Consider the following 25,485-nt stretch of genomic DNA (forward strand, 5'->3'; position numbering starts at 1 on the left):
GAAATTCCGCAAGCGCCGCTTCCCGCACACGGGCCCGCGTCTCGAGACGAGCCCGAGTTCGACCGGGATAATGATCGGCCTTTGCAGCTTGCGACACGCCAGCTTCTGCGGTCAGGCGGACACCCGTACTGGCAGCTCCTCGATTCCAGTGATGAAGTTCGACACGCGGCGCTCCGGCGTCGCGTTCGAAGCGAGCCGTAGTTCGGGAAGGCGCTTTACGAGCTCCTCGAAGAAGATGCGGAGCTCGAGGCGCGCCAGGCTCGCGCCCAGGCAGAAGTGAGAACCGTAGCCGAACGCCACGTGATCGTTCGGGTCACGGGTGATGTCGAACTCCATCGGACGCTCGAACATCCGCTCATCTCGGTTCGCCGACGGGTACAGCAGAAGGAGCTTCTGCCCCTCTCGGATTGTTTCGCCGCGAAGCTCGACGTCACGCACCGCGATGCGAGCCATGTTCTGGATCGGGGTGACCCAGCGGAGCATCTCCTCCACCGCGAGCGGAATCTTCTCCGGGTGCTTCCCCAGTTCAGCGTACATCTCGGGACGCCGAAGAAGTTCGTAGGCGCCGCCCGTGAGGACGTGCCGTGTCGTCTCGTCTCCTCCGATCAAGATGAGAAGGGACTCGGCGAGCAACTCATCGTCGGTGAGCTTGTCGCCGTCGATCTCCGAATGGACGAGCACGCTCACCAGATCGGACTGCGGCGGCCGGCCGCGTCGGTCCGCCAGGACCTTCGCTTGGTGTTCGTTGTAGGCAACGAACGATTCCGCGGCGACGGCAGTCTTCGCCGGATCAGACGACCCGCTTCCGACGATCAGGTCATCCGACCATTTCAGCAGGTCCGGATAGCGCTCCGGCTCGACGCCCAGCATGTCTCCGATGACGATCAACGGGAGCCACGCCGCAACATCATGAACGAGGTCGAACTCGCCTTGCGCGGCGACTTTCTCGATCAGGTCGCCACAGATCTCACGCACGCGCGGCTCCCGCTCCTCCACTCGCCCCTTCGTGAACCCGCGGTTCACGAGGTTCCGGCGCCGCTTGTGGGCCGGATCGTCCATGTCGATCATGTGCGGGAGCGGGCCCACCTCGGGCCGGATGCCCCCCGCATTGGAAAACGTCTCGGGCTGCTTGGAGATGCCCATGACGTCCTCGTAGAGCGTGATGCCCCAGATGTCGCCGGCTTCGTCCCAGTACACGGGCGCGTTGTCTCGCGCCCAGGCGAAGGCTTCGTGCGGACCATCCGCGTAGAACTGGCCGTCGGTGATGCGAAGATCTGGATTCGTCGGATGGTTCGGCACGATGATTTCTACTCCAGGCCCATCAGTTTAGTCAGTCCGAATCGGTGCCCGGCCATGAAACCGCCGTCCACTGCGAGCTCTTGCCCGGTGACGAACGAAGCCTCATCAGAGGCGAAGAACAGGATGCCGTTCGCGACCTCCTCCGGACGACCGAAGCGCCCGAGCTGGTGCGCGTACTCAATTCGCGCCTTCACGTCGCGCATCGCCTCCATGTCCATCACGGACCGAAGCAGCGGCGTGTCGATGAAGCCGGGGCAGATCGTGTTCACGCGGATGCCCTTCTTCGCGTAGTCCATCGCTAGGTTCTTGCCGAGCAAGACTACGCCGCCCTTGGACGCGTTGTACGCGCTGCCGCCCTCGCTGCCCTGCAGCCCCTCGATGCTCGCGATGTTGATGATGCTGCCGCTCTCCTGCTCGAGCATTGCCGGCAGCACGTGCTTGCACATCAAGAAGGTACCCTTGAGGTTGATGTCGACGACCCGGTCCCACTCCTCTCCATCCACGAGATGGACCGGGCCTCCCCCGGCGACACCGGCGGCGTTCACGGCGATATCGATACGGCCGAGCTTCTCGACCGCCTTGGCCGCGAAGGCACGAACCGCATCTTCGTCCCGAACGTCGCCCGCATCGAGAAAGCTCTCCGGTGCGCCCGCCACGGCCGCCTGCCAGTCGCCATCGCCTTCTGTGTTCATGTCGAACCCGGCGATCCGCGCGCCTTCACGCGCGAAGACGCGTGCCGTCGCCGAACCGATTCCCGACGCCGCGCCGGTGACGATCGCAACTTTCCCTTCGAGCCGCCCCATGGTCTTCCTCCTGGTGGTTGAGTCTCCGACTGACGAGCGTCAGCTGACGGCTGTCCTGCTATAGGACACCTGGACCGTCAAGCCGCTCGGGCCGGTGCCGCGGCTCCGACCCGGGTCCAGCGCCCGGTCGCAAGCCAGGCACCGGTTGCCAGCGTCGAGAATGCGGTGCCGAGGAGAGAGCCGGTCCAGATCCCCGTCGGGCCCATCGTCTCGGCGAGCCAGTACGCCGACGGGATGCCGACACCGAGGGTACCGACGACCGAGATCAGCATCGGAACGATGAAGTCCCCGGCGCCCTGAAGTGCGCGCATGGCGACCAGATTGAAACCCATCAATCCGAAGGCCGCCGACGAGAAGACGAGGAACTCGCTTCCGACCTCGATGACTTCCGGATCAGCGGTTATCAGGCCGAGCAGCTCGCGACGGAACACCAAGATTACCGCGGCGAAGGTCCACATGACCGATCCGTGCACCAGTACCCCGGTGCCGATCGCGCGCCAGGCACGCGGAACGTTGCCGGCACCCAACGCCTGCCCCACGAGCGTCGCGCACGCGGTCGCAAGCGGAAACGAGAACGCGGGGACGATCATACCAAGTCGCAGGCCGATCGAATACGCGGTCTGTACGGTCGGACCGAAGTCGCCCGCGAGGCGTAGAAACGCGAACGTCGTGACGACCATGCCCATCATCTGCAGCGCCGGCGGCCAGGCGTTACGCAGGATCATCAGCAACGCCGACGGATCCGGCACGAGGTGCCGCGCCCGCAGGCGAACGCGGGCCGATCCGCGAAAGAGGACCGTCAAACCGACAGCCAGCGCCGCCCATTGGCCGATCGAGATCGCGAGCGCCACGCCCACGACACCGAGCGCCGGCGCGCCGAGATTCCCGAAGATCAGCACCCATTCCAGAAAGAGCGCCACGACGACCTGCACGAGATTCGCGAAAAGCGGCGTCACCGTATCTCCGGCACCCACGAGAATCGCGCGGAACATGATGCTGCCGATGAACCCGAAGGACAGGATGGCGAGCACCTGGAAGTACGACACGCCGAGGTCCACGAAGCTGTCGTCGGGGCGCGCGAGCCCGAAGAGTTGTTCGGGAAAAAAGAACCCCGCACCGGCGACCAGGGCCGACACGATCGCAGCCATGACGAGGGCCTGGCCACCGAAGTGCTCGGCCCCGTCCTCCTGCTCCGCTCCGATGGCCCGCGCGATGAGGGACTGCGTCGCGAAATTCATCCCCATCATCGCCATCGTGACAACTTGCCAGACTGTCTGATTGACCATGATGACGGCGGCGAGCGGCCCCTCGCCCAACTGGCTCAGGAAGGCAAGATCGACGATCTGAAAGACCACCCCGATCGCCAGACTCCCGGCGACCATCGGCAGGGCCAAGGCGAGGAGGGACGAGAGCAATCGCCCGCGCGTGTAGTCGCGCGAGCGGAGCCCTGTGAAAAACCCGCGCACGGAGAGGGCTAACATCCCCGAAAACGGCCAGCCACTGGCAACGGAGCCACGCGGCGGATATGTGCCACGCATGGCCGATACACTGACGATTACCGACAGCCGAACCGGCAAGAGCTACGAGGTCCCGATCGAGCACGGCGCGATCAAGACCACGGACCTCCTGCAGATCAAAACATCGGATGAGGACATCGGTCTTCGCGGATACGACCCCTCCTTCACGAACACGGCGGCATGCAAAAGCCGGATCACGTACATCGACGGCGAGAAGGGCATCCTGCAGTATCGCGGTTACCCGATCGAGCAGCTGGCCGAGCACAGCAACTATTTGGAAACCGCCTACCTGATCGTGAAGGGCGAACTCCCAGATGAGGAGCACTTCGCTCGCTGGGAGCGCAACGTCACCATGCACACCATGGTGCACGAGAACATCAAGCAGTTCATTGCAGGCTTTCGGTACGACGCCCACCCAATGGGCATTCTTCTCGGCACCGTCGGTGCTTTGTCGACGTTCTACCCGGACGCGCACGACGTGGAGAATCTGGATTCGCGCCGGCTTCAAACGCGCCGGCTCATCGGCAAGCTACCCACGATCGCGGCGTACGCCTATCGCCACATCCGCGGCTACCCGTACGTCTACCCCGACAACGAGCTCAGCTACACGGGCAACTTCCTCTCGATGCTGTTCCGCATGCGGGAGCGGCGGTACAAACCGGATCCCGTCATCGAGAAGGCGCTCGACACGTTGTTCGTGCTTCACGGCGACCACGAGCAGAACTGCTCCGCCAACGCCGTTCGCGCGGTCGGCAGCTCGCTGGTCGATCCCTACTCTTCGGTCGCCGCCGGGATCGCGGCGCTCTACGGGCCGCTGCACGGCGGAGCGAACGAGGCCGTCGTGCGGATGCTCGAGAGCATCGGCTCGGTCCAGAACGTCGCGAAGTCTGTCGCCCGCTTCAAGAAGGGCGAAGAGCGCCTCATGGGCTTCGGCCACCGGGTCTACAAGAACTTCGACCCGCGCGGCACAATCATCAAGAAGCTCGCGTACGAGGTCTTCGAGGTTACGGGCAAAAACCCGCTCATCGACATCGCTCTCGAGCTCGAGCGCATCGCACTGCAGGACGAGTACTTCCTCGAGCGGAAGCTCTATCCCAACGTCGACTTCTATTCCGGCATCATCTACCAGGCGATGGGCTTCCCAATGACAATGTTCCCGGTGCTCTTCGCCATCGGGCGGACGTCGGGCTGGCTCGCGCAGTGGGCCGAGATGCTCCGCGACCCCGAGCAGCGCATCGCACGGCCGCGGCAGCTCTACCTGGGTGCGATGAGCCGGGAGTACACCCCAATCGAGGACCGACACCCACCCATCGACCGTGAAGACACGGTGAGCGACGACATCTGATGGGCACCTACGTCGTCACAGGCAGCGCCTCCGGCCTCGGAGCCGCGACGGTCGTCCGGCTGCAGGGCCTTGGTCATCGCGTGATTGGCATCGATCAACACGAAGCCGAGATCGTGGCCGACCTGGCGACCGCCGACGGGCGCGAGCATGCGATCCGGGGCTCCCTTGCCGCGAGCGACGGAAAGCTCGAAGGCGTCGTGTCCTGCGCGGGCCTGGCGCCGTTTCACGAGACCACGGCCATCACCCGCGTCAACTACTTCGGAGCCATCGCCGTGCTCGACGGCCTGCGCGACGCGCTCACCGCAGGGGACCGCCCAGCCGCCGTCGGGATCGCAACCATCGGAATCGTCTTCGAAGGCATCATGATCCCCGAGTACCTCGAAGCCTGCCACGCCGGCGACGAGGAGAAGGCTGTGGACATCATCGCCGCCAGCGACGGCACGACGTCCTATTCGAACGCCAAATGCGCGCTCGCTCAGGCCGTGCGACGGCGTGCCGCGGAATGGGGACAGCTCGGCATTCGGCTGAACGCGGTCGCGCCCGGCAAGATGGAAACGCCGATGCTCGACGGCCTCCTCGAGCGCCCAGAGTTCGCGCCGACGATCGACGCCCTCCCCGTCGGCTTAGGGCGGTCGGCTCCGCCGGACGAGATGGCGGCCGTGGTCGTCTTCCTGCTCGGACCGGACGCAAGCTACGTCCACGGCCAGGTTCTCTTCGTCGACGGCGGATCCGACGCCGTCGTGCGACCCGACACCGTATAGGAGCGTTCGTTGCGCTATCTCATCATCGCAGCGGGCGGAGGACTCGGAGCCGTTCTACGATTCGCGGTCTCGGGCTTCGTCCAACGGCTCAGCGACGACGCATTCCCAATCGGCACCCTTAGCGTCAACGTGCTCGGGTGCCTCGTCATCGGATTCCTCGGGGCGCTGTTCTCCGGCCCCGCATTCATCCGCGACGAGTGGAGGTTCTTCCTCCTCACCGGCTTGCTGGGTGGCTTCACCACGTTCTCGACCTTCGGGTACGAGACGCTGGCACTGATCGACGACGGCGAGTGGGCCCGCGCCGGCGCCAACGTCATTCTGAGCAACGGGCTCGGTCTCGTGGCCGTCTTTATCGGCTATCGGTTGGCCGGAAGCCTGCAAGGAGCGTGACCATGGTGAAGTCCGAAGAAGGATGCGCGTTGCGCATCTACATCGCCGACAGCGACCGCGAAGGCGGCAAGCCGGTGTACGAGGCAATCGTGCAGAAGGCCGAGGAGCTCGGCCTCGCCGGCGCCACCGTCCACCGCGCATCGATGGGGTTCGGCCCGAAGCACCATCTCGTGGCCGCCAAGGTCTTGCGGCTGAGCGCCGACCTTCCGGTCGTGGTCGAGGTGATCGACACGCGAGCGCAGATAGACACACTCCTGCCGCATCTCGAGAAGCTCATCGCGAACGGCATCTCGACCCTCGAGCCGGTCGAACTGATGCGCTACTCCGCCGACTGACGGCGATCCGGTCGGCACCTGCGCGCCAGCCGGTTCTCGCGCCGCGATTCTTCTGAGGTATACGGGACCAATGTCGTCGCTCGAGATCTCCCCGCAACAAACCCGCATCGGCTGGATCGGCCTCGGCGTAATGGGCGCCAGCATGTGCGGTCACCTGCTCGAAGCCGGGTTCCGAACCACGGTCTTTACCCGGACTCGATCCAAGGCCGAAGACCTCATATCTCGCGGCGCGGCCTGGGCGGACTCGCCCCGCGAGCTCGCAGCCGAAAGCGACGTGGTCTTCTCGATCGTCGGCTTCCCACACGATGTCCGCGAGGTCCTGCTGAGTGAAGACGGCGTCGTCCCAGCGCTTCGCAAGGGCGGCGTGGTCGTCGACATGACGACGAGCGAGCCGAGCCTTGCCGTCGAGATCGATACCGCGGCCCGCGCACGCGGGCTTCATGCTGTCGACGCACCGGTGTCGGGCGGCGACACCGGCGCCCGGGAGGCACGACTCTCGATCATGATCGGCGGGGAGGCCCCCGTCGTCGAAGCGTTGCAGCCCTGCTTCGACGCCATGGGGAAAACCATCGTCCACCAGGGCCCCGCGGGGTCGGGCCAGCACACGAAGATGGTAAATCAGATATTGATCGCGAGCACGATGGTCGGGGTCTGCGAGGCGTTGCTCTATGGCCATCGCGCCGGGCTCGACCTTCCAACGGTCTTGCAATCGGTCTCGTCCGGCGCCGCGGGCAGCTTTGCGCTGTCGAACCTCGGACCCCGAATCCTGGCGCACGACTTCGACGCCGGTTTCTTCGTAGAACACTTCGTGAAGGATCTCGGGATCGCGCTCGCCGAAGCCGCACGACTGAACCTTGCCCTACCCGGCCTCGCGCTCGCGCGGCAGCTGTACCTGTCCGTTCAAGCGCAGGGCCACGGACGAGACGGAACACAGGCCCTACAGCTCGCCCTCGCGTCGATGTCCGGCGTCACGTGGCCGAAGTAAAGGACGCCTCGATGTCGCGCACCACCGCCCGCCGCGCGCTCTGGACCGCCGCGCTCTTCCTCGCACCCGTTCCCCTTCTGGCGTTCGCAGATGCGTTCGTTCCCACCATGCGCGTCGTCGAATTGGCTCTGGTCGTCGCGATCACGATCTTCGTCGAGGGCTCACACGGCGTCGCGCTGTTGCTGCTCGGGCTACTGGCGGCACACATCGTCGTCTACGGGCTTCTCCTTTGGCTGGGCGCGCGCGTCCTTGCGGCCTCGATCGAGCGGGCGGCTCCGGCCGCGCTGGGTGGCATCACCCTCGCACTGATCGGCGCAGGCCTCCTCGTGACGATCGCGTTTCCAGTCTACGACTCGCCGTTCCATGCCCGATTACCGCACACGAGCCTTCTCGAGGTGTATCAGTGAGGTGCCTCGCTCTGATCTTCGCAGTGCTCGCAGCCGCGACGAGTGCAGCCGCATTCGAGCGTACCGAGGAGCGTGAGCCCTGCGCCGACTTCGACCCGATGAAGCGTCCCTTCTTCGGCGACACCCACGTCCATACCTCGCTCTCCTTCGACGCGGCCGGTCAGGGAACCCGGAATGACCCGCGGGACGCGTACCGCTTCGCCCGCGGCGAGGCGATCGGAATCCAGCCGTACGACGAGAACGGCAAGCCGAAGGAGCTTGTCCAGCTCCGGCGGCCACTCGACTTCGCAATGGTCTCGGACCACTCGGACCTGCTCGGCGAAACGCAGATGTGCAAGAGCTCAGGGTTGCCCGGGTACGACTCGTGGATCTGCACCGTCTTCCGTCGCTGGCCCCTACTCGGCTACGCCCTCATCAACAGCCGGTACGCGATGGAGCGCCCTACCCGGATGAGCTTCTGCGGCCCCGACGCACGCGATTGCCTCGCCCAAGCACGCGGGCCCTGGAGGACCATCCAAGACGCCGCCGAAGAAGCGTACGATCGAACGTCACGCTGCGAGTTCACGACCTTCGTCGGGTACGAATGGACGGGAATGCCGGGGATGGCCAACATCCATCGAAACGTCGTCTTCCGGAACGAGCGCGTGCAAGAAGCTCCGACCACCTTCGTCGAGCACCCGACCGCCGAGCAGCTCTGGACCAAACTCGAGACGGAGTGCCTCGACGGCAGCGACGGTTGCGACGTCCTCGCGATCCCACACAACTCCAACGTGAGTAAGGGCCGCATGTTCCTTGTCGAGACCGACGCGGGCGAGCCGATCGGCCGGGCCGATGCCGAGCGTCGTTCTCGAATCGAAACACTCGTCGAGGTCACACAACACAAAGGCGATTCCGAATGTCGCGTCGATGGTCTCTCGCGCGACGAGCTCTGCGGGTACGAGAAGCTCTCGTACGCCAGTCTCGGGGGCGAGGCGCTCCCGAACAGCTCTCCCGCCATCCCGCCGCGTGTCTATACCCGCGAAGCCCTCACCGAGGGACTTGTGCAGCACGCGAAGATCGGCGCGAACCCCTTCCGTCTCGGCCTGATCGGCGCGACCGACACGCACTTCGGAACCCCCGGATTGGTCGCGGAAGATCAGTTCCCGGGACACGCCGCCGGAACGGTGACGCGGCGCATGGAGATCCCGGCGCTTCCGGATAGCCCCAACTACAATCCGGGCGGACTCGCGGTTCTCTGGGCCGAAGAGAACTCCCGAGACTCCCTGTTCTCGGCGATGCGAAGGAAGGAAGCGTACGGCACGACCGGCCCGCGGATCGTCACACGCTTCTTCGGCGGCTGGGATTTCCCAGACGACATCTGCAACGCGCCCGACCTCGTAGCCCGCGGATATGCGCAGGGCGTCCCCATGGGAGGCGATCTCCCAAGCCCGCCCCCGAACGGGGCACGACCGCGTTTCGTCGTCGCCGGCTGGCAGGATGCCGGTACGGAAAAGCTCGCGGGTACGCCACTCGAGCGCCTACAGATCATCAAGGCGTGGGTCGACGGCGGCGTGCCGCACGAGGAGGTCTACGACGTCGCCCGTGCTCCCGGCGGGCCGGGTACGGTCGATCTCGCGACGTGCGAGCTCGACGGCGGCGGAGCCGACTCCCTCTGCACGGTCTGGGAGGACGCGGACTTCGATCCCGGGGAGCACGCGCTGTACTACGTGAGGGTCCTGGAGAGCCCTAGCTGTCGTTGGCTTCAGTTCGCATGCAACGCCAAGGGCGTCGACTGCACCGACGCCTCTACGGTGCGAAACGGGCTCGAGCCGTGCTGCGACCCGGATGCGGCCAAGGTCCTGCAGGAGCGCGCCTGGACTTCCCCGATCTGGTACACGCCGCCAGCGTGACGGGCCGCACAGCGCTCGCGATGGCTCGGCGCTTCGGATAACCCTGCGGCGCCGTGGTCGTGCGCCTGATTCTCGTTCAGATCACGGCTCGCGGCGCGCTTCTCGCGCTCGCTGTAGTGACGCTCTTCCTTCCCCCGGCATTTGCCGCGCGGGCCGAAGAGCCCCATCACTCGGCCTGCGAGCACTCCTACGACCGCATTCCGGAGATCCGAAGACTGCGTCGAGGAGCCTCAGAGCGCCTGCTCGGGACCTACGACACCCGATACCAGCAGCGGAGTCGACCAGACGCATGTGTTCTCCAAGTCGGTGTCCCTCCTGGGCGCCGATGGCGAGCCGATTCGCGTCGTAAAGGAAGTCATTCGCAGCCCGCGATACCGCGCTTCCATCGCCATGACCTGGCACAACGCGGGCGGCCCGGGAAACCTCGATCGCACTTGGCGCTTCGTGCGAGAAGACGCCGTCGAGGTCGACGGACGGTCGACCCACAAGCCCGCCGACCGCTGCGGCTACCAGCTCTACTTAGAAGAACGCCTCATCACCCGCGACGACGTGATCATCGTCGTCGCGCCGACACCCGCCCCGACGCCCCGGCAGCAGAACCGCGGCTGGTAGATCAGCGCCGAAGCTTTCGGATCTCCGGAAGCATCTTTGCCGACCGCTCCAGGAACTCGTCCGGAGCCATGAGCGGGGACAAGACGAAGCGCCGTGCCCCGCTCGTGACGAACGTGTCGAGCTGCTCGAGGCAATCCTCCGGACGGCCGAGCAGGCAGTACTTCCGCGCCGCGTCCTCGAACGGCCGGTTGTAGATCATCTGTAGCGTGCTCGCGGCCCGCGAGAGAGCGGCATCGTAGTCGTCGTCGAGGATCGTGAAGAGGAACGCATCCGTGCGAAAGGGCACCTTGTCCCGCCCAGCTTCGCTCGCATGGTCTCGCATCGTGGCGAGATTCGCCGCGTACATCTCGGCCGAGCACATGTGCGAGATGTAGCCATCACCGAGTCGACCGGCCCGCCTAAACGCAGGGGCCTTCCGACCGCCGACGATGATCGGCGGCCCGCCGGCCTGAAGGGGCTTGGGGGTGATCGCAACGGGCCCGAACTCGAAGTTCTTCCCCGCGTGCTCCACCTTCTCACCCGACCACAACTTTCGCAGGACCTCGATCGCCTCGTTCGCTCGGCTGCCCCGCTGGTTCACCGGGACCCCACACGCCTCGAACTCGGGCGCGAACTCGCCGCCGACGCCGACCCCCAAGTCGAGTCGTCCGCCCGAGAGCACATCCAGCGTCGAGGCCACCTTCGCCGTCGTCGTGGGGTGGCGCAGCGGGAGCAGGTACACCCCGGTCCCCAATCGCACCCGCTCGGTCGCCGCCGCGATAAACGACAGCGTGGTGAGAGACTCGAGGATCGGCACGTGGAACGACACGTGGTCGCCCACCCAGATGGAGTCGAAACCCATCGCTTCGATCCGGCGCGCGTGGTCGAGGACCTGCCCGCGGTCTTGCGACGTCATCACGACGCCGCATTCGATGTCGTCTCGAAGAACGAGCGGATCGCCGGCCACCGTCAATCCTTCGGAAGGCCGAGGATACGTTCAGCGATGATGTTGCGCTGAATGTTCGGCGTGCCGCCACCGATCACCACCTCGGGCCAACTGAGAGCGAAGTGCTGCCACTTGCCCCCGCCGGGCGTACCCGGCCCGCTCGCCACGTTGGCCGCGTTGCCGGTGATCTCCATCGCGATCTCGCCCATCTCGATTTCGAGATTTGCGCGATGCAGCTTGTTGATCGAGGTCTCGCTCCCGAGCTTCTCTCCCTTGAGCTGCTTGGTGAGGAAGCGCAGGCCGTTGAGGCGCATCGCCTCGATGCGGGTCTCGACGCGCACGAGGCGGCCGCGGAGATTCGGCGTCTCGCTCGCGGGGCGCCCGTTCTTCAGTGTCTCCTTGGCAAGCCGCTTCATGTCGGCAAGGCGGCGCTGCAACCCCTGTACTTCGGAGATGCTCGACCGCTCACTCGCGAGAGCCGAAACCGTGACCTGCCAGCCCTGGCCTTCCGTCCCGAGGCGGTTCTCTACCGGCACGTGAACATTGTCGAAGAACACCTCGGCGAAGATCGAGGATCCGGCCATGTTCTGAATGGGTCGAACTTCGACACCCGGCGATTTCATGGGGACGAGGAGGCACGTAATGCCATCGTGCTTGGCGGGACCATCCGACGAGGTTCGAACGAGAAGGATGATCCACTCCGCGAACGGCGCCAGCGAGGTCCAGATCTTCTGACCGTTCACGACGTACTCGTCGCCCTCGCGCACCGCCTTACACTGAAGACTCGCGAGGTCACTTCCGGAGCCCGGCTCCGAGTAGCCCGTGCACCACTGATACTTGCCGTCGAGGATCTCCGGAATGAAGCGCTGCTTCTGCTCTTCCGTTCCGTAGTGGATGATCGACGGACCGACCCACGCGAGGCCCATGAAACAAGTGCCGAGACTCGGCGCGCGACGCTGCGACATCTCTTCCTTCAGGATCACCTGCTCCATGATCCCGCCGCCGCCACCGCCGACTTCGCGGGGCCACGAAAAGCCGACCCAGCGCTTCTCGCGAACCTTCTGCTGCCACTGACCGTCGAACTCTGGGGCGCGCTCGCCCTCGGGCGGCAGGTTCTCGTCGAGAAACTGCCGAACTTCGGCGCGGAACGCCTCTTCTTCAGGACTCAGCTCGAAGTCCATCTCACCAACCTCCCAGCGTCGCGACGCGTTCGTAGTGATGCTCGGCGTCGCCGAACATGGGCCGCATCCACCGTGCCCGTTTCAAGTAGAGTTGGATGTCGTATTCCCAGGTGTACCCAATGCCGCCGTGGAGCTCGACGCCTTGAAGTCCGAAGCTCGGCATCACCTCGCTCGCGTAGGCTTTGGCTCGACTCACGGCGAGCGATGCGTCCGGGGCGTTTTGATCTAGACCCCAGGCCGCGTAGTACACGAGCGACTTGAAGGACTCGATGTCGACGTACATCTCGGCGAGCGGGTGCTTCACGCCCTGAAACCGACCGATCGCCGAACCGAACTGCTGGCGCTCGCGCGCGAAGTCCGTCGTGAGCCGCAGGCCACCCTCGCCCGCTCCGACCGCCTCGGCGGCCACCAGTGTCGCGCCCACTTCGATCAGATGATCGATCGTCGACCAGGCAACGCCCCGTGCTCCGAGCCGCGCGCCGTCGTCGACCCGAACGCCATCGAGTGTGAGGGTCGCCACTCTCTTTGTGAGGTCGACGGACGGAAGCTCTTCGACCGAAACGCCGGCCGCGCCCTTCTCAACTACGGCGAGGGAGATTCCCTCGGCTCCGGTTCCGGCGCTCGAACGGTAGGCGACCACGAGGAGATCGGCCACACCACCGTCGGCGACAAAGCACTTCTTACCGCGCAGCACCTCGGCCTCTCCATCGGCCTCCGCGAGTAACGCCGTGCCTTCGGGATCGTAACGGTCGCTCTCCTCGAGGATTGCGAGCGCGGCGAGCCGTGAACCGTCAGCCAGCGATGGCAGCAGTCGTTGCTTCTGCTCGTCGCTGCCGAGACGCTCGATCGCCCGCGCGGCGAGGACCTGCGACGTGAGCGGCGAGGGGAACAGGCCTCGGCCCATCTCCTCCAGCAGCACGACCAGCGTCACGAGGCCCATGTCGGCGCCGCCGTACGCTTCCGGAATCGTGAGACCGACCCAGCCGAGACCGGCCATTCGGTTCCACAGGTCCCGCGAGAAGCCCTCGGCCGTCTCGGCGTGCCGTCGCACCTGCTCGAGAGGCGCATGTTCATCGAGGAGCTTCCGCACCTCGCCGCGAAGGATCTCCTGCTCTTCTGTGAATCCAAAATTCATAGTGTTCTCCTGATCCTTTGGGGGTAGAGAACGGAGTGACGGATGTCCATTTGCATCCCGTAGGCCCAGCGCGGACAACTCGAAGCGATGAAATTCTCCGTGAGCCTGGCAACCGACCGCATCCAGTTCGGCGACGAGTTCGTTTCGGCCGGGGCGATCTCTGAAATCGCGGGGGCGGCGGAGGCCGCGGGCTATCACGCCTGCTTCGTGACGGATCATCCCTACCCGGTCCAGCGCTGGCTGGAGGGCGGCGGCCATCACGCGCTCGATCCGTTCGTTGCGCTGACCGTCGCGGGTGCGGCGACAAAAACGATCAAGCTGCACACGCACATCGTCGTGCTGCCGTACCGCAACCCGTTCCTCACCGCGAAGGCCGGGCTCACACTCGACCTCATGTCCGGCGGTCGACTCATCCTCGGCGCTGCCGCCGGATACTTGAAGGGGGAGTTCCAGGCACTCGGTGCCGACTTCGAAGGCCGCAACGATCTCTCCGATGAAGCCATCATTGCGATCAAGCGCGCGTGGACCGAAGACGACGTGAAGATGGAAGGACGACACTTCAACGCGCGCGGCAACACGATGCGGCCACGTCCCATCCAACAACCGCACCCGCCGATCTGGGTCGGCGGAAACTCGAAGCGTGCAATCCGCCGCGCCGTGGAACTCGCTGAAGGCTGGGTCCCCTTTCCCAACAGTGCGGCGATGTCGCCCTTCACGCGCAGCCCCATCCTCGAAACCGATTCCGAACTCGAAGAGCGCATCGCCTTCGCGCGCGCGCACGCCACCAAAGTCGGGCGCACCGCGCCGCTCGACATCTGCTTCTCGATCGACAGTCACGCGTCACGCGATCTAGACCTCGATACGATCGCAGCGCGCGTCGAGGCGCTGGAGCGGCTCGGCGTAAACTGGCTGACCGTTGGCTTCCCGGCCGAGACGCGCACCGAATACCTCGAGAAGCTACGGGCGTTCGGGCGCGGGGTCCTCTGAGGTCTGACCACCGACCGGCCCGGGCGGTACCGGATCTGACACGGTGCCCGACGCCAACTCCGATGGGGTGCCCGGCGCGCCTCGCAGAGCCGCGTCGACCGCCTTCAAAAGCGCGTCTGGGAGGGCCTCGAGGAACCCGTAGCTCAGCCGCTCGGGATCTCCTTGCAGGCCGATTTGGAGGACGCCCTGTCCGGTCTCTCCCTCGAGCCGCTCCACGATCTCTGGCAGCGGCGCGCCCAGGAGCAGTGCCGAGGGGTCCGCACCCCCATCGCCCCGCAAGCGAATCCCCTCGAACTCGACTTCGATCTCGGCTTGCGCGACTGGTCGCAGCCGAGCCCTCGCCTCGAGATCGATCCTCCCCGCGACCGCCTCGTATCCGGTGAGCGCGTGCACGTAGGCATCGAGATGACGGAAGCGCACGTTGTCGAGCCCCACCGTCAGCGACACGCCGCTCGTCGAGGAGGTTTCCGAGAAGCGAACCCGCGACCGAGCCGGGCCTGCTGCTTCCATGCGAAGCTGGAGCGGACCGGCGGTGCCGGCGGGGCCGTCGAGCAGCGCCTGCAGTTTTCGTAGCCGCACCTCGAACGGAGGCTCGGTCCTTCCGTCCCGGAGTTCGACCTCTCCATCGACGATGCGTGCACCCATCGGCGGTGGCACGCTTGTCGGCACCGGTCCGTCACCAGCCCAGCGCACCAGTCCTGCGTGAAACGCGGCGAGGGGCGACTCCTCGCTTGCCGCCGTGCCGATCTCGGCCAGGATCTGCTCGAGCTCGAATCCCGATTCGTCCCATCGCACCCAAAGGTGTGGCTCCTCAATCCACACGCGATGGAAGCGGAGCCGGGCCGGCGACAGCGATCCGTGTGCGACATCACCGCCGACGCGAACCACCTCGAAGAGTGGCACCTCCTCCCCACCCGCGAACGTGACTGCGTCCAGGCCCCTCATCTCGAGCCTACCGGTGCCCGAAACGCCCGGAGGCCCATGAAGCACCAGGTCTGCATCCAACTCGCCCCGCCTAACCACCGCGGCGCCGGTGCGCCCCGCCAACAACGGGCCCACGGGTATCGCCGTGAACCCGACACGCATCGTCCCCGGGAGGTTCGGCGTAGACCGCTCGGCCTCGACCTCGATCCGACCGCTCCCGTAAGAGGCGAGCGCGGAGATCGCTCCCGTACCCGGCCACGTCGCCAGGTCCCGCACATCGAGCGCGTCGAGGGTGAACCGCGCCCCATCGGCACGCGGCGCCCAGCCGACGTTCGCGAAACTTCCGTAGCCGAGCTTTACGCTCCAGCCGAGTGGCGCCGACGCCGCGTCCTGTAGGACCGAAGGAGCGACGAGCCCACCCGCGCCGACCAGCTCTTGGATCGAAACGCGCCGCTGCAAGGGGTCAACGCTCACTCCGACGAGGCTCAGCTCGTCAAAGGCCACCAGCCTCTGGTCGTCCGCGCCGTAGACGAAATCCTGAATCGAGACGTCGACGCCCACGAGCGCCTCCAGCACACCCTCCTGACGAAAGCGCTCGTACCACACGCGCCCGGAGGCCCGCCCTCCGAGCTGCCACGCCGGGTCGCGAACGAGGACTCCGAGAGACAAGTCGGTCGCGTCGACACCAACGAGAAGGCCCGGCTCACCACCGTCCGCCAATCCGACTTCGGCGACCAAGCGACCGACCGACGTCATCACAGCCAGCTCCGCCGAAACAGACACCGCGTTCGGCTGGCTGCGGGAGACCTCGAGGTCGCTCAACTCAAAGCCGGCGACGACGATCGGAAGCCCGTCCCTCTGCTCGATGCGCGACTCGTCGAACCTCAGCGAATCGATGCGCACAGGCGCCCCATCCGAGGGGAACTTGCTCAGGCGACGCAACAGACCGTCGAGGAGCTCGTCTCGCCCGTCCACCGCGTGCACCCGCGGACCCCAGAACTCCACCCGGACGCCCGACGGCACGCCGCCGAACCAGGTCGCGAAGTCCGCCGCGAGATAGAGCCGAGCCACACTCACCGTCGGTGCGGCGTCGGGGCCGATCGTCACGCCGGTCGCGAGGAGCCGCAGCGGCCAAGTCGGTCGCGCGGCCACCACCCGCACCGGGACGCCCAGAGCACCCGAAAGCACGGCCTCGGCCACGCGCGGTAACGCCACCGAGAAGAAGGCCCACACGGCCAGCCCCAAGCCCAGCAACGCACCGACCATGACCAGCAGAGGTCCGCGGTCTCTGAGCCAACGCCCCATCCGAGAGGCGTGCTATCAGAGAGAGTCGGTGCGGAACAGAGCACCACATGGTCTCCCGAGAACGAATGAGGACGCTCAAATGCTCGAATCCGCCGAGATGGGCCGTAGCGAAAGCCGCGATGCCTACGACGAACGCCTGCCCGCGCTCCGCGTCGAACTGCTGAACGCACAGTTCGACCTCCGGGGTGCAAAATTTCCTGTCGTGCTCCTCGTGGCCGGCGACGACCACATCGGGTGTAACGCGGTCGTGAACGTCCTCCATGAATGGCTGGACGCGCGGTACCTCCGGACGCATGCCTTTACTCGGGCGACCCACGAGGAACGCGAGCGGCCCCGCTTCTGGCGCTACTGGCGCGCGCTGCCCGGCCGCGGCGAAACCGCGCTCTACGTCGGGGCCTGGCCTCAGGCTGTCGTAGCCGACCGCGCTCGCCGCAAGATCGGTAAGGGGGAATTCGGCCGCCGCCTCGGTCACATCGCCCGGTTCGAGAGCACGCTCGTGCGCGAGGGCGCATTGGTGGTGAAGTTCTGGCTTCACCTACCGAAGAAGGAGCTGCAGAAGCGCCTCCGGCGCGCAAAGAAGGACCCCGAGCAGAACTGGCGGGTCGGCGAGACCGACGGCTACGTCTACGAGAACTGGAACCGCGTAATTCCCCTCGCCGAGGAGATGCTTGCCAGAACCAGCACCGGCGCGGCGCCGTGGCACGTGATCGAGAGCAGCGATGCGCGCCACCGCGACCTGACGATCGGCGAGACGCTGCTACGCGAACTCAAGGAACATACCGAGGGGCGCCCCGCGCCTCCGCCCGCAGACGCGCCTACTGGCGGCGAGGTACCACCTGCCGATGGAGCCTTGGCCTGCACGGATCTGACCGCGAGCCTCTCCGGCGAACGCTACGACAAGGAGCTCGCGAAGCGCCAGCGGCAGCTGCGCAAGCTCTCTGGCCGCGCCCGCAAGAAGGGGCTGTCGTCCGTCCTCCTGTTCGAGGGCTGGGACGCCGCCGGCAAAGGCGGCGCCATCCGCCGGATCACGAGCGCCCTCGACGCGTCGGACTACCACGTCGTGCCCATCGCGGCGCCCACCCAAGAGGAGCTTGCCCACCACTACCTCTGGCGGTTCTGGCGCCACCTGCCGCGCGCCGGTCGGATGCTCCTCTTCGACCGCAGTTGGTACGGACGCGTCCTCGTCGAGCGCGTCGAGGGCTACGCCACGAGCGAAGCGTGGCAACGCGCCTACAGCGAGATCCGCGACTTCGAAGAGCAACTCGCCGAGCGGGGAACGCCGGTCCTCAAGTTCTGGCTCCACATCGATCCCGAGACCCAACTCGAGCGGTTCAAAGCCCGCGAGATCACCCCCTACAAGAAGTACAAGATCACCAACGACGACTACCGCAACCGCGAGCGCTGGGAGGACTACTCCGTCGCCATCGAAGAGATGATCGCCCGCACGACCACGGAGTCGGCGCCCTGGCACGTCATCGCCGCCAACGACAAGAAGCACGCGCGCATCCAGGTCCTGAAAACCGTCTGTCGAGCCCTCGACCGCGCGCTCGACTAGAACCGACTACGACTTCGGCCGAAACCGGGGCACGACCAACTCTTCGCTCATGTGTTCGAACACGACTTCGACCTCGAGCCCGATCCGAACTTCGGAGGGATCGATCTCGACGAGGTTGCTCACGACCCGAAGTCCTTCAGTGCCGTCGAGCTCAATCGACGCGACGACGTACGGCTCGGGCATCCCGGGGATCAGCGGTTTGTGCACGACGGTAAAGGTGTAGACGACGCCGGTGCCGGCGGTGTCGCGAACCCCCTGGTCGTAAGAGCCGCAGCGGTTACAGCACGGGGCCGGCGGATGCCGCTCGGCCTTGCACGCGGTGCAGCTCTGCACGACGAGACGGCCCTCGAGCGCCGCCTCCCACCAAGGCAGGGACTCACGGCTAATGCCCGGGCTGGGCATCAGGTCGGGAAAGTAGCGATCCGTCATCGTCCTAGTCCTTCACCAGCAGCGCCGCGCTCGTCGGTACGCCGGCGGCACTGGTCACGAGGCAGGTACGGGCGTCTTCGACCTGCGAGGTCGAGGTGCCGCGCAACTGTCGAACCCCTTCGTTGATGTGGTTCATGCCGTGCATGTACGCCTCCGACAGACTTCCGCCGTGCGTGTTGTTCGGGAGTGCGCCATTGGGCCACGCAAGGGCTCCCGAAGCCGCGAACGGCCCGCTCTCTCCAACCTCACAGAAGCCGAACGCCTCGAGGACGAGAAGGACGAGCCCAGTGAAGTGATCGTAGATCTGCGCGACATCGACGTCGCTCGGGCTGAGATCTGCGTGCTTCCACATTTCTCTCGCCACGACGCTCGCCCCGCCCCCCGCATAGAGCTCGTCGCTGCCGTTCGTGTCGAGAAAGGGACCCCAGCCGTATTGGCCCGGTGCGCCCTCGGCGTGGGCCGCAATGCGAATTACCGGCTGCCCCAGATCGCGTGCGCGTTCGGCCGTCGAGACGATCACCGCACACGCGCCATCGTTCTCGAGGCAGCAGTCGAAGAGCCGGAACGGCTCCGCGACCAGACGGGAGGCCTGATGATCCTCGAGCGTCATCGGCCGCCCGTGCATGACCGCGCGGGCGTTTCTCTGCGCGTGGGCTCGCGTCGCCACGGCCACGGCGCCCATCTGCTCGCTGGTGGTTCCGTAGAGATGCATGTGGCGCTGCATCACCATCGCGTAAGCGATCGGGGCGCTAAACATCCCGAACGGCAGCGAGAACGCCATCTCCGCCTCCAGCAGGTTCGATGCCTGATGGAAGCCCGGCTTCTCGAGCTGCCCGTAAGACGCAGCAGCACTGCCGAACCGGAAGTGCTGCCCCTGGCAGAGGCTCCGATACACGACCACGGCCTCCGCGTGCCCGGCCTCCACCGCTCGCGCCGCCGAGCCGAGTGCCCCGCACGCGCCGCCGCCTCCCGGTAGCCACGACATCCCAGCGTAGCGAAGCTCGCGCATGCCCAGGTCCCGGGCGATGAGAACGCCGAGGTTCCGATCATCGGCGAATGAGCCGACTCCGTCGATGTCCGCGACGGCGAGACCCGCGTCCGCGGCGGCCTTCGCGACGGCTTGGCACGCAAGCCCGCGTTCGCTCGCATCCGTGATGCCGCCCCACTTCGCGTAACGTGTCTCGCCGATGCCGACGATGCACGCCTGCCGCGCGCGGTCAGACATCAGCTACGCCCTTCCTGCCTCTCGAGTTCTCGTCCATGGCTAGACGAAGACTACGGAACCACGGCTCGCACGCAAACCGGGCCGGTCGCCCTCGGCTCCGGCGCCGCGTGCTCCGGCCCAGCGAGGACGGCTCAGCTGGGGCCGCAAGGACAGCGACCGGAGGATCAGACCGGCGGCCAGCAGCAGGCCCAGACCGAGCGCGAACAGGCTCCACAGCGACATCGGGGGCAACGCCGGCTCGATTACACAGGCAGAGGAGCAACCGTCGCCGCTCGAAACGTTGCCATCGTCGCACTGCTCGACCGCGTCGAGTCCGCCGTCTCCGCAGATCTCACACCACGCGTTCGTCCCGCCGGAGACGATCGTCGAGAGCGTCCCATCGTACCCATTGCCCGAAACGTCCCGTAGGTTGGAATCGCCGGGCCACCACGCCGTCAACGTGTCCGTACACGCGAGGCCACCCGGTCCGGCCAAGGCCGGCGACGGATCCGCACCGAGTACAGTGAGGGAAAGAACGAGAACACCAACGAAGACGCGCACAAATGAGCTGCTCCTGTGTCACCCCCAGAGATGAAGTTGCTGAAATTTGGCGAGTACATCGGTTCTCGCGCAAAGGTAATTCGCATGGCCAATGCCTCTTGCCCCGTCCGCCCGGGGAGAGTTGGCGTCGGTGGGTGGAGGCACGGGTCCGATCACTGGTGATGGCCGTAGTTACCTCGCGTCTGATCCTCGCCTGCGGCGACCGGTGGATCGTCGAATGCGCCGCCGCCTCCGCTCGCGGTGTCCGGTTTCTTCGAGTCCGACGGACTGCAGATTCACTACGAGTCGTTCGGCGAAGGCGACCCGATCATCCTGGTTCACAGCTGGGGCGTCGGGTTCGAGTTCAACTGGGTGATCACGGGCTGGGTCGACGCACTCATGTCGTCCCATCAGGTCATCGCTCTCGACATCCGCAGACACGGCAATAGCGACAAAGCGCACGAGCGGGATCTCTACAGCTCCAGCGTGATGGCCCGTGACGCTCCCGGGCCAGGACCACCTGACCGCGGTGTTCGATCCCCTCTTCAAGGAAGAGGTGCCCGGGTTTCTCGCGGGTGTAGCCCCGGTGGGGCGCACGAACTAAGCTCCGAAACGACGAAAGCCCAGGCACTGCCTGGGCTTTCGAGAGTGGAGCCGGACGGGATCGAACCGACGACCTCCTGACTGCCAGTCAGGCGCTCTCCCAACTGAGCTACGGCCCCTCGTGCTACTTCTTGGTGGCGTTTCCTGTACGGGATCGGCCCAGACCGCGCAACGCGGCAGGGGGTTCGCCACCCCAGTAGTCCGCCTGCGCGACGTTGCGATCGTCGCAGGCTCCGGCCCACCGAGCCCAAGCGAGCCTATCAGCCCTCTCCAGCCCGAGCCTTCGCAGCCTTGGCGCGCCGCTTCCCACCCCGAGCGGAGGTCGTTTCCGCCGGCGCCGTGGCGCGCTTGAGAATCTCCTCGGCGTGGCGAAGCGCTTCCTCGCCCGGGTCGGCGTCCCCGAGCATGCGAGCGAGTTCTCGGATGCGATCCTGGCCGTCGACCGCGACGACGCGTGTCCGGGTGCGGCCACCCGACTTCCTCTTCTCGACCGAGTAGTGCCGGTCGGCGAAGGCCGCGATCTGCGGAAGGTGCGTGATGCAGATCACCTGGTGGCGTTGCCCGAGGTCTCGCAACCGGCGACCAACGATCTCGGCGGCCGCACCACCGATACCCGCGTCGACTTCGTCGAAGACCAAGGTCGGAACCGTACCCGCACCCGTGACATTGCGCAGTGCCAGCATCAGGCGGGATAGCTCTCCGCCGGACGCGACACGCGCCAGCGGCATCGCGCCCTCGCCCGTGTTCGCTTCGAGAAAAAACTCGGCGCGATGCGGACCATCCGGCCCCAGAGCGCGTCCGTCGCGGACGAGGGCCGCGGCCGCGCCCCGAGTCGTCGAGGGCGCGAGCGATTCGAATTCGACGCTGAACTCCGCATCCGCCATCGCGAGCGTAGCGAGCTCGTCCTTCATCCTCTTTGCGAGAAGCTTCGCCGCCGCTCGCCGCTTGTCGGACAGAGCGTCGCCCACGCGCCACGCCTCGCTTGCCGCCTCATCCAGCTCGGTCTGAAGAGCCTCCGGATTCGACTGATCGTGCTCTCCACGGTCGATCTCGCGCTCGAGTTCGTTGCGACGAGCGAGAAGCCCTTCGACGTCCTCCGCCCGGTGTTTTCGCTGCAGCCGATCGAGCAACGCAAGGCGCTCTTCGATGGCCTCGAGTCGCTGCGGATCCGAATCCAGCCCGTCGACGTAGCTCTGCAACTCGTGCACCGCGTCCGCAAGCGGGCTCGACGCCTGCTCGAGGCCCGTCGCGACTACATCGAGGGCCGGGTCGAGGTCGGCAAGGTCACGCAGAGTCGACGCATACCGCTCCACCGCACCCAGCGCCGCGCCCTCGCCGGCATGAAGACGTTCCAGCGCCTCGGCGGCGGAACTCGCGAGCCGTCCCGAGTTACGCAGACGGGACCGTTCGTTCGCGAGCAACTCGCCTTCGGCGGCATCCTCGACGCCCGCGGTCACCAGCTCGTCCAGATCGTACCGGGCCATTTCGAGCCGGCGTTCCAGGTCGGCGGCCCCCCGCTCGAGGGCCTCCAACCGGGCAATCCGGTCCGCGAGTTCGGCGTATCGCTCTCGGTATTCTCCCGCGAGGGCCGTAGTGTCCGCGAACTCGTCGAGCATTTCGAGGTGGGACTCGGCGTGCGCAAGCCGCAGAGACTCGTGCTGCCCCTGAAGCTGCGCGAGCGCGGCGCCGACCTCGACCAGAACCGACAACGGCACGGTCTTGCCGTTCATCGCGACCTGTCCGCGACCGACTCGGCTCACGGTGCGGCGCACGCGGAGGTCCGCCTCTTCATCGACGGGCACACCCCGGGCGCGAACCCGCGCCTCGAGGTCGGCCGATTCGGGCGGCCACACGTAGCGTGCCTCCACCCGGGCCGTGTCCTTGCCGCCCCGGATCACATCGCTCGCAGTTCGGCTGCCGAGAGAGATCGCGACGGCGCGTTGCAGGAGGCTCTTCCCCGCGCCGGTCTCGCCGCTGATCACGTTCAGGCCGGGACCAAACTCGAGCGTGAGGTCCTCGATCAGAGCGAGATCACTGACGTGAAGATCTCGAAGCATCAGCTACACGCGCGCCCATCCGAGCTTCGTACGAAGCAGATCGTAGAAGCTCAGGTCCGGCGAACGAACGAGGCAAGCGAAGTTGGGCGACCGCGTGATCTCGATCTCGTCGTCGTGCGCCAACCGAATCGTCTCCTGTCCATCCAGCGTCAGGAGAAGTTCGTCGCGCGAAGAGCGCTGCCGGAACTCGAGACGCGCTCCATCGTCGATCACGAGGGGGCGCACGCTCAGCGTGTGGGGGCAGATCGGCGCAAGCACCAGAACCCGTACCGACGGATGCACCAGAGGACCACCGGCGGACAGGGAGTACGCGGTCGAACCCGTCGGCGTCGACAAGATGACGCCATCGGCTTTGAACGAGGCCAGGAAGTCCCCATCGACTCGCGCTTCGATCTCGACGGTGCGGCCGAGCGCCCCGCGGCTCAGCACCGCATCGTTGAGGGCCTGATACGTCTGCGCCGCGCCGCCCGCACGTCGAACGACAGCTCGAATCATCCGTCGCCGATCCACCGCGACGTCGCCGGCCAGACTCGACAGCAACGTCGTGCGCAGATCGCCCCGGTCGATCTCGGTCAGGAACCCGAGGCTGCCGAGGTTAACGCCCACGATCGGAACCTCCCGTTCGCCGGCGTGCCGCGCGGTCGCGAGGAAGGTGCCATCGCCACCGAGGACGAGAATCGCATCGCTGGAGACGAACATCTCCGGCTTGTCGGCGGCCGGAACTCCCAGCATCTGGGCCGAATCGGGTTCGGCGAGCGCTCCGAGCCCTTGTTCAGCGAGCCACCGGACGACATCGCGCGCCACTTCGGGCGCGTGCGGAGCCCCGCGTTTGAGGACCAGACCCACCCTGCAGTTCGGAGGCGACACTCGGCCTGAGGCTAGCATATGGCGCTGGATCGTGGCTAACTCGCGGCGCCCTCGAGCAGAACCACATGAGCGATACACCCGATCTCTTCAGCCGGGTCGCGCCCCGTCCGGCGAGCGCCAACCCAGCACCGGAACCGCCCGAGAACCGCTCCGCACCGCTGGCCGAGCGAATGAGGCCCCGCCGTCTCGAGGACATCGTCGGCCAGACCCATCTCCTCGAGACCGGCCGCGTACTGCGTGAGATGCTCGAAGGGGGCCATGCCCACTCCCTCGTACTCTGGGGACCGCCGGGCACGGGAAAGACGACCATCGCCCGCCTGCTTGCGAGCCGGCTAGAGCTGCCCTTCGCCCAACTCTCGGCCGTCCTCGCCGGCGTGAAGGACGTCCGCGCAGTCGTCGAGAGAGCGAACCACGAACTCCGCGCGGTCGGCCGGCCCACACTCCTGTTCCTCGATGAGATCCACCGCTTCAACAAGGCGCAGCAGGATGCCCTGCTCCCCCACGTCGAAACCGGAACGCTCGTTCTCGTCGGTGCCACCACCGAAAACCCCTCCTTCGAAGTCATCGCCCCACTCCTCTCGCGGATGCGCGTCCTCACCCTCGAGTCGCTCGGGGACGACGCGCTCGGCACTTTGCTCGACCGAGCGCTCTCCGACACCGAACGTGGCCTCGGCGACCGCGGCCTCGCGCTCTCAGACGAAGCGCGCGCCGAACTCATCGCCTATGCCGATGGTGACGCTCGGGTCGCGCTCGGTGCCCTCGAAGTGTCCGCGGATCTCGGCGCGCGCGCAGGCTCGTCGACGATCACCGCCGAGCACGTCGTGGAGGCCGCCCAGAAGCGCTCGCTGCGCTACGACCGCGCCGGCGAAGAACACTACAACGTCATCTCCGCCTTCATCAAAAGCCTTCGGGGAAGCGACCCGGATGCCGCGCTCTACTACCTAGGCCGAATGCTCGAGTCCGGCGAGGACCCGATGTTCATTGCGCGCCGCATGGTCATCTTCGCCTCCGAAGACATCGGGAACGCCGACCCGCGAGCGCTGCAAGTCGCACTGTCCGTGAAGGACGCGGTTCACTTCGTGGGCCTGCCGGAGGGACGCATCCCACTGGCGCAGGGCGTGACGTTCCTCTCCACCGCGCCGAAGTCCAACGCGAGCTACGTCGCGCTCGATCGAGCCATCGAGGAGATCCGCCGCACCGGCACCCTCCCCGTCCCCATGCACATTCGAAATGCGCCGACGAAGCTCATGAAGGCGCAGGGCTACGGCAAGGGATACGACTACCCGCACAATCACGACGGGCATCACGTCGAGGAGGAGTACCTCCCCGAGGCGCTTCGCGGACGCCGCTACTACGAGCCGACCGACCAGGGCGAAGAAGCGAGCATCGCCGAGCGCCTGTCCCACTGGCGCCGCCCCAAGTGAGCACCA

General features: G+C 66.3%; 24 protein-coding genes and 1 tRNA gene. 12 read left to right on the top strand and 13 right to left on the bottom strand.

What is annotated here, in order from left to right; all coding sequences use genetic code 11:
• Window positions 1–111: 111 nt before the first annotated feature.
• The 3 genes from P8R42_21870 to P8R42_21880 all read right to left on the bottom strand — a co-directional run bounded on the left by P8R42_21870 (window position 112) and on the right by P8R42_21880 (window position 3,640).
• Window positions 112–1,299, bottom strand: coding sequence for a cytochrome P450 (locus P8R42_21870; GenBank protein MDG2307242.1), 1,188 nt, complete (start codon window positions 1,297–1,299; stop codon window positions 112–114).
• Between the two features lie 8 nt (window positions 1,300–1,307).
• The gene (locus tag P8R42_21875) at window positions 1,308–2,102 is read right to left on the bottom strand and encodes an SDR family oxidoreductase (GenBank protein ID MDG2307243.1); all 795 of its coding nucleotides are present in this window, start codon (window positions 2,100–2,102) and stop codon (window positions 1,308–1,310) included.
• A gap of 77 nt (window positions 2,103–2,179) precedes the next feature.
• Window positions 2,180–3,640 carry an MATE family efflux transporter gene (locus P8R42_21880; protein MDG2307244.1) on the bottom strand — a complete coding sequence of 487 codons (1,461 nt, stop codon included), beginning with the start codon at window positions 3,638–3,640 and terminating at the stop codon, window positions 2,180–2,182.
• Here P8R42_21880 and P8R42_21885 point away from each other — a divergent pair.
• The 8 genes from P8R42_21885 (at window position 3,639) to P8R42_21920 (ending at window position 10,343) form a co-directional block, all read left to right on the top strand.
• Window positions 3,639–4,964, top strand: coding sequence for a citrate synthase (locus P8R42_21885; GenBank protein MDG2307245.1), 1,326 nt, complete (start codon window positions 3,639–3,641; stop codon window positions 4,962–4,964). The genes P8R42_21880 and P8R42_21885 overlap by 2 nt on opposite strands.
• A complete protein-coding gene (locus tag P8R42_21890) occupies window positions 4,964–5,725 on the top strand; it encodes an SDR family oxidoreductase (GenBank protein ID MDG2307246.1) in 762 nt (253 codons plus the stop codon). The genes P8R42_21885 and P8R42_21890 overlap by 1 nt, the downstream gene beginning before the upstream one ends.
• A gap of 9 nt (window positions 5,726–5,734) precedes the next feature.
• Window positions 5,735–6,115, top strand: a complete 381-nt coding sequence (crcB, locus tag P8R42_21895; GenBank protein MDG2307247.1) for a fluoride efflux transporter CrcB — start codon at window positions 5,735–5,737, stop codon at window positions 6,113–6,115.
• Between the two features lie 2 nt (window positions 6,116–6,117).
• Window positions 6,118–6,450, top strand: coding sequence for a DUF190 domain-containing protein (locus P8R42_21900; protein MDG2307248.1), 333 nt, complete (start codon window positions 6,118–6,120; stop codon window positions 6,448–6,450).
• Window positions 6,451–6,520: 70 nt separating this feature from the next.
• Window positions 6,521–7,435, top strand: a complete 915-nt coding sequence (locus P8R42_21905) for an NAD(P)-dependent oxidoreductase (protein MDG2307249.1) — start codon at window positions 6,521–6,523, stop codon at window positions 7,433–7,435.
• A gap of 11 nt (window positions 7,436–7,446) precedes the next feature.
• A complete protein-coding gene (locus P8R42_21910) occupies window positions 7,447–7,842 on the top strand; it encodes a hypothetical protein (GenBank protein MDG2307250.1) in 396 nt (131 codons plus the stop codon).
• The gene (locus P8R42_21915; GenBank protein ID MDG2307251.1) at window positions 7,839–9,731 is read left to right on the top strand and encodes a DUF3604 domain-containing protein; all 1,893 of its coding nucleotides are present in this window, start codon (window positions 7,839–7,841) and stop codon (window positions 9,729–9,731) included. The genes P8R42_21910 and P8R42_21915 overlap by 4 nt, the downstream gene beginning before the upstream one ends.
• 291 nt (window positions 9,732–10,022) lie before the next feature.
• Window positions 10,023–10,343, top strand: coding sequence for a hypothetical protein (locus tag P8R42_21920; GenBank protein MDG2307252.1), 321 nt, complete (start codon window positions 10,023–10,025; stop codon window positions 10,341–10,343).
• 1 nt (window position 10,344) lies between these two features.
• On the opposite strand, the gene P8R42_21925 is transcribed toward P8R42_21920, so the two are convergent.
• Genes P8R42_21925 through P8R42_21935 form a run of 3 tightly spaced genes read right to left on the bottom strand, consistent with a single transcriptional unit; the run spans window position 10,345 to window position 13,584 of the window.
• On the bottom strand, window positions 10,345–11,289 hold the full coding sequence (locus P8R42_21925; GenBank protein ID MDG2307253.1) for an LLM class flavin-dependent oxidoreductase: 945 nt from the start codon (window positions 11,287–11,289) through the stop codon (window positions 10,345–10,347).
• A 2-nt stretch (window positions 11,290–11,291) separates the two neighbouring features.
• A complete protein-coding gene (locus P8R42_21930) occupies window positions 11,292–12,449 on the bottom strand; it encodes an acyl-CoA dehydrogenase family protein (GenBank protein MDG2307254.1) in 1,158 nt (385 codons plus the stop codon).
• Between the two features lies 1 nt (window position 12,450).
• Entirely contained in the window at window positions 12,451–13,584 is a 1,134-nt protein-coding gene (locus P8R42_21935; protein MDG2307255.1) for an acyl-CoA/acyl-ACP dehydrogenase, read from the bottom strand.
• An 87-nt stretch (window positions 13,585–13,671) separates the two neighbouring features.
• Between P8R42_21935 and P8R42_21940 the strand changes: the two genes are divergently transcribed.
• On the top strand, window positions 13,672–14,571 hold the full coding sequence (locus P8R42_21940) for a TIGR03619 family F420-dependent LLM class oxidoreductase (protein ID MDG2307256.1): 900 nt from the start codon (window positions 13,672–13,674) through the stop codon (window positions 14,569–14,571).
• Here the strand turns inward: P8R42_21940 and P8R42_21945 are convergent.
• Complete coding sequence (locus P8R42_21945; protein MDG2307257.1) at window positions 14,542–16,800, bottom strand: DUF748 domain-containing protein; 2,259 nt, start codon at window positions 16,798–16,800, stop codon at window positions 14,542–14,544. The genes P8R42_21940 and P8R42_21945 overlap by 30 nt on opposite strands.
• Window positions 16,801–16,879: 79 nt before the next feature.
• Between P8R42_21945 and pap the strand changes: the two genes are divergently transcribed.
• Window positions 16,880–18,355 carry a polyphosphate:AMP phosphotransferase gene (gene pap, locus P8R42_21950; protein MDG2307258.1) on the top strand — a complete coding sequence of 492 codons (1,476 nt, stop codon included), beginning with the start codon at window positions 16,880–16,882 and terminating at the stop codon, window positions 18,353–18,355.
• 6 nt (window positions 18,356–18,361) lie between these two features.
• On the opposite strand, the gene P8R42_21955 is transcribed toward pap, so the two are convergent.
• From P8R42_21955 to P8R42_21965, 3 genes are read right to left on the bottom strand one after another with little or no spacing between them, the layout of a single operon-like run.
• Complete coding sequence (locus P8R42_21955; GenBank protein ID MDG2307259.1) at window positions 18,362–18,784, bottom strand: OB-fold domain-containing protein; 423 nt, start codon at window positions 18,782–18,784, stop codon at window positions 18,362–18,364.
• Between the two features lie 4 nt (window positions 18,785–18,788).
• Window positions 18,789–20,009 (bottom strand): hypothetical protein, encoded by a 1,221-nt coding sequence (locus P8R42_21960; GenBank protein ID MDG2307260.1) that lies wholly within the window; start codon window positions 20,007–20,009, stop codon window positions 18,789–18,791.
• Between the two features lie 39 nt (window positions 20,010–20,048).
• Window positions 20,049–20,549: a DUF4215 domain-containing protein gene (locus P8R42_21965; protein MDG2307261.1), complete on the bottom strand. Its 501-nt coding sequence runs from the start codon at window positions 20,547–20,549 to the stop codon at window positions 20,049–20,051.
• Window positions 20,550–20,789: 240 nt separating this feature from the next.
• Between P8R42_21965 and P8R42_21970 the strand changes: the two genes are divergently transcribed.
• Complete coding sequence (locus tag P8R42_21970) at window positions 20,790–21,212, top strand: alpha/beta hydrolase (protein MDG2307262.1); 423 nt, start codon at window positions 20,790–20,792, stop codon at window positions 21,210–21,212.
• On the opposite strand, the gene P8R42_21975 is transcribed toward P8R42_21970, so the two are convergent.
• From P8R42_21975 to P8R42_21985, 3 genes are all read right to left on the bottom strand, one after another.
• Window positions 21,178–21,250 (bottom strand) — tRNA-Ala (locus tag P8R42_21975). The two genes, P8R42_21970 and P8R42_21975, sit on opposite strands and share 35 nt — an antisense overlap.
• A gap of 141 nt (window positions 21,251–21,391) precedes the next feature.
• Window positions 21,392–23,188, bottom strand: coding sequence for a DNA repair protein RecN (gene recN, locus P8R42_21980; GenBank protein ID MDG2307263.1), 1,797 nt, complete (start codon window positions 23,186–23,188; stop codon window positions 21,392–21,394).
• A gap of 3 nt (window positions 23,189–23,191) precedes the next feature.
• Window positions 23,192–24,034, bottom strand: a complete 843-nt coding sequence (locus tag P8R42_21985; GenBank protein ID MDG2307264.1) for an NAD(+)/NADH kinase — start codon at window positions 24,032–24,034, stop codon at window positions 23,192–23,194.
• A gap of 191 nt (window positions 24,035–24,225) precedes the next feature.
• On the opposite strand from P8R42_21985, the gene P8R42_21990 reads away from it, so the two are divergent.
• Window positions 24,226–25,479, top strand: coding sequence for a replication-associated recombination protein A (locus P8R42_21990; protein ID MDG2307265.1), 1,254 nt, complete (start codon window positions 24,226–24,228; stop codon window positions 25,477–25,479).
• Window positions 25,480–25,485: the final 6 nt, after the last annotated feature.

Source organism: Candidatus Binatia bacterium, from assembly GCA_029243485.1.
Lineage (GTDB): Bacteria > Desulfobacterota > Binatia > UBA12015 > UBA12015 > VGTG01.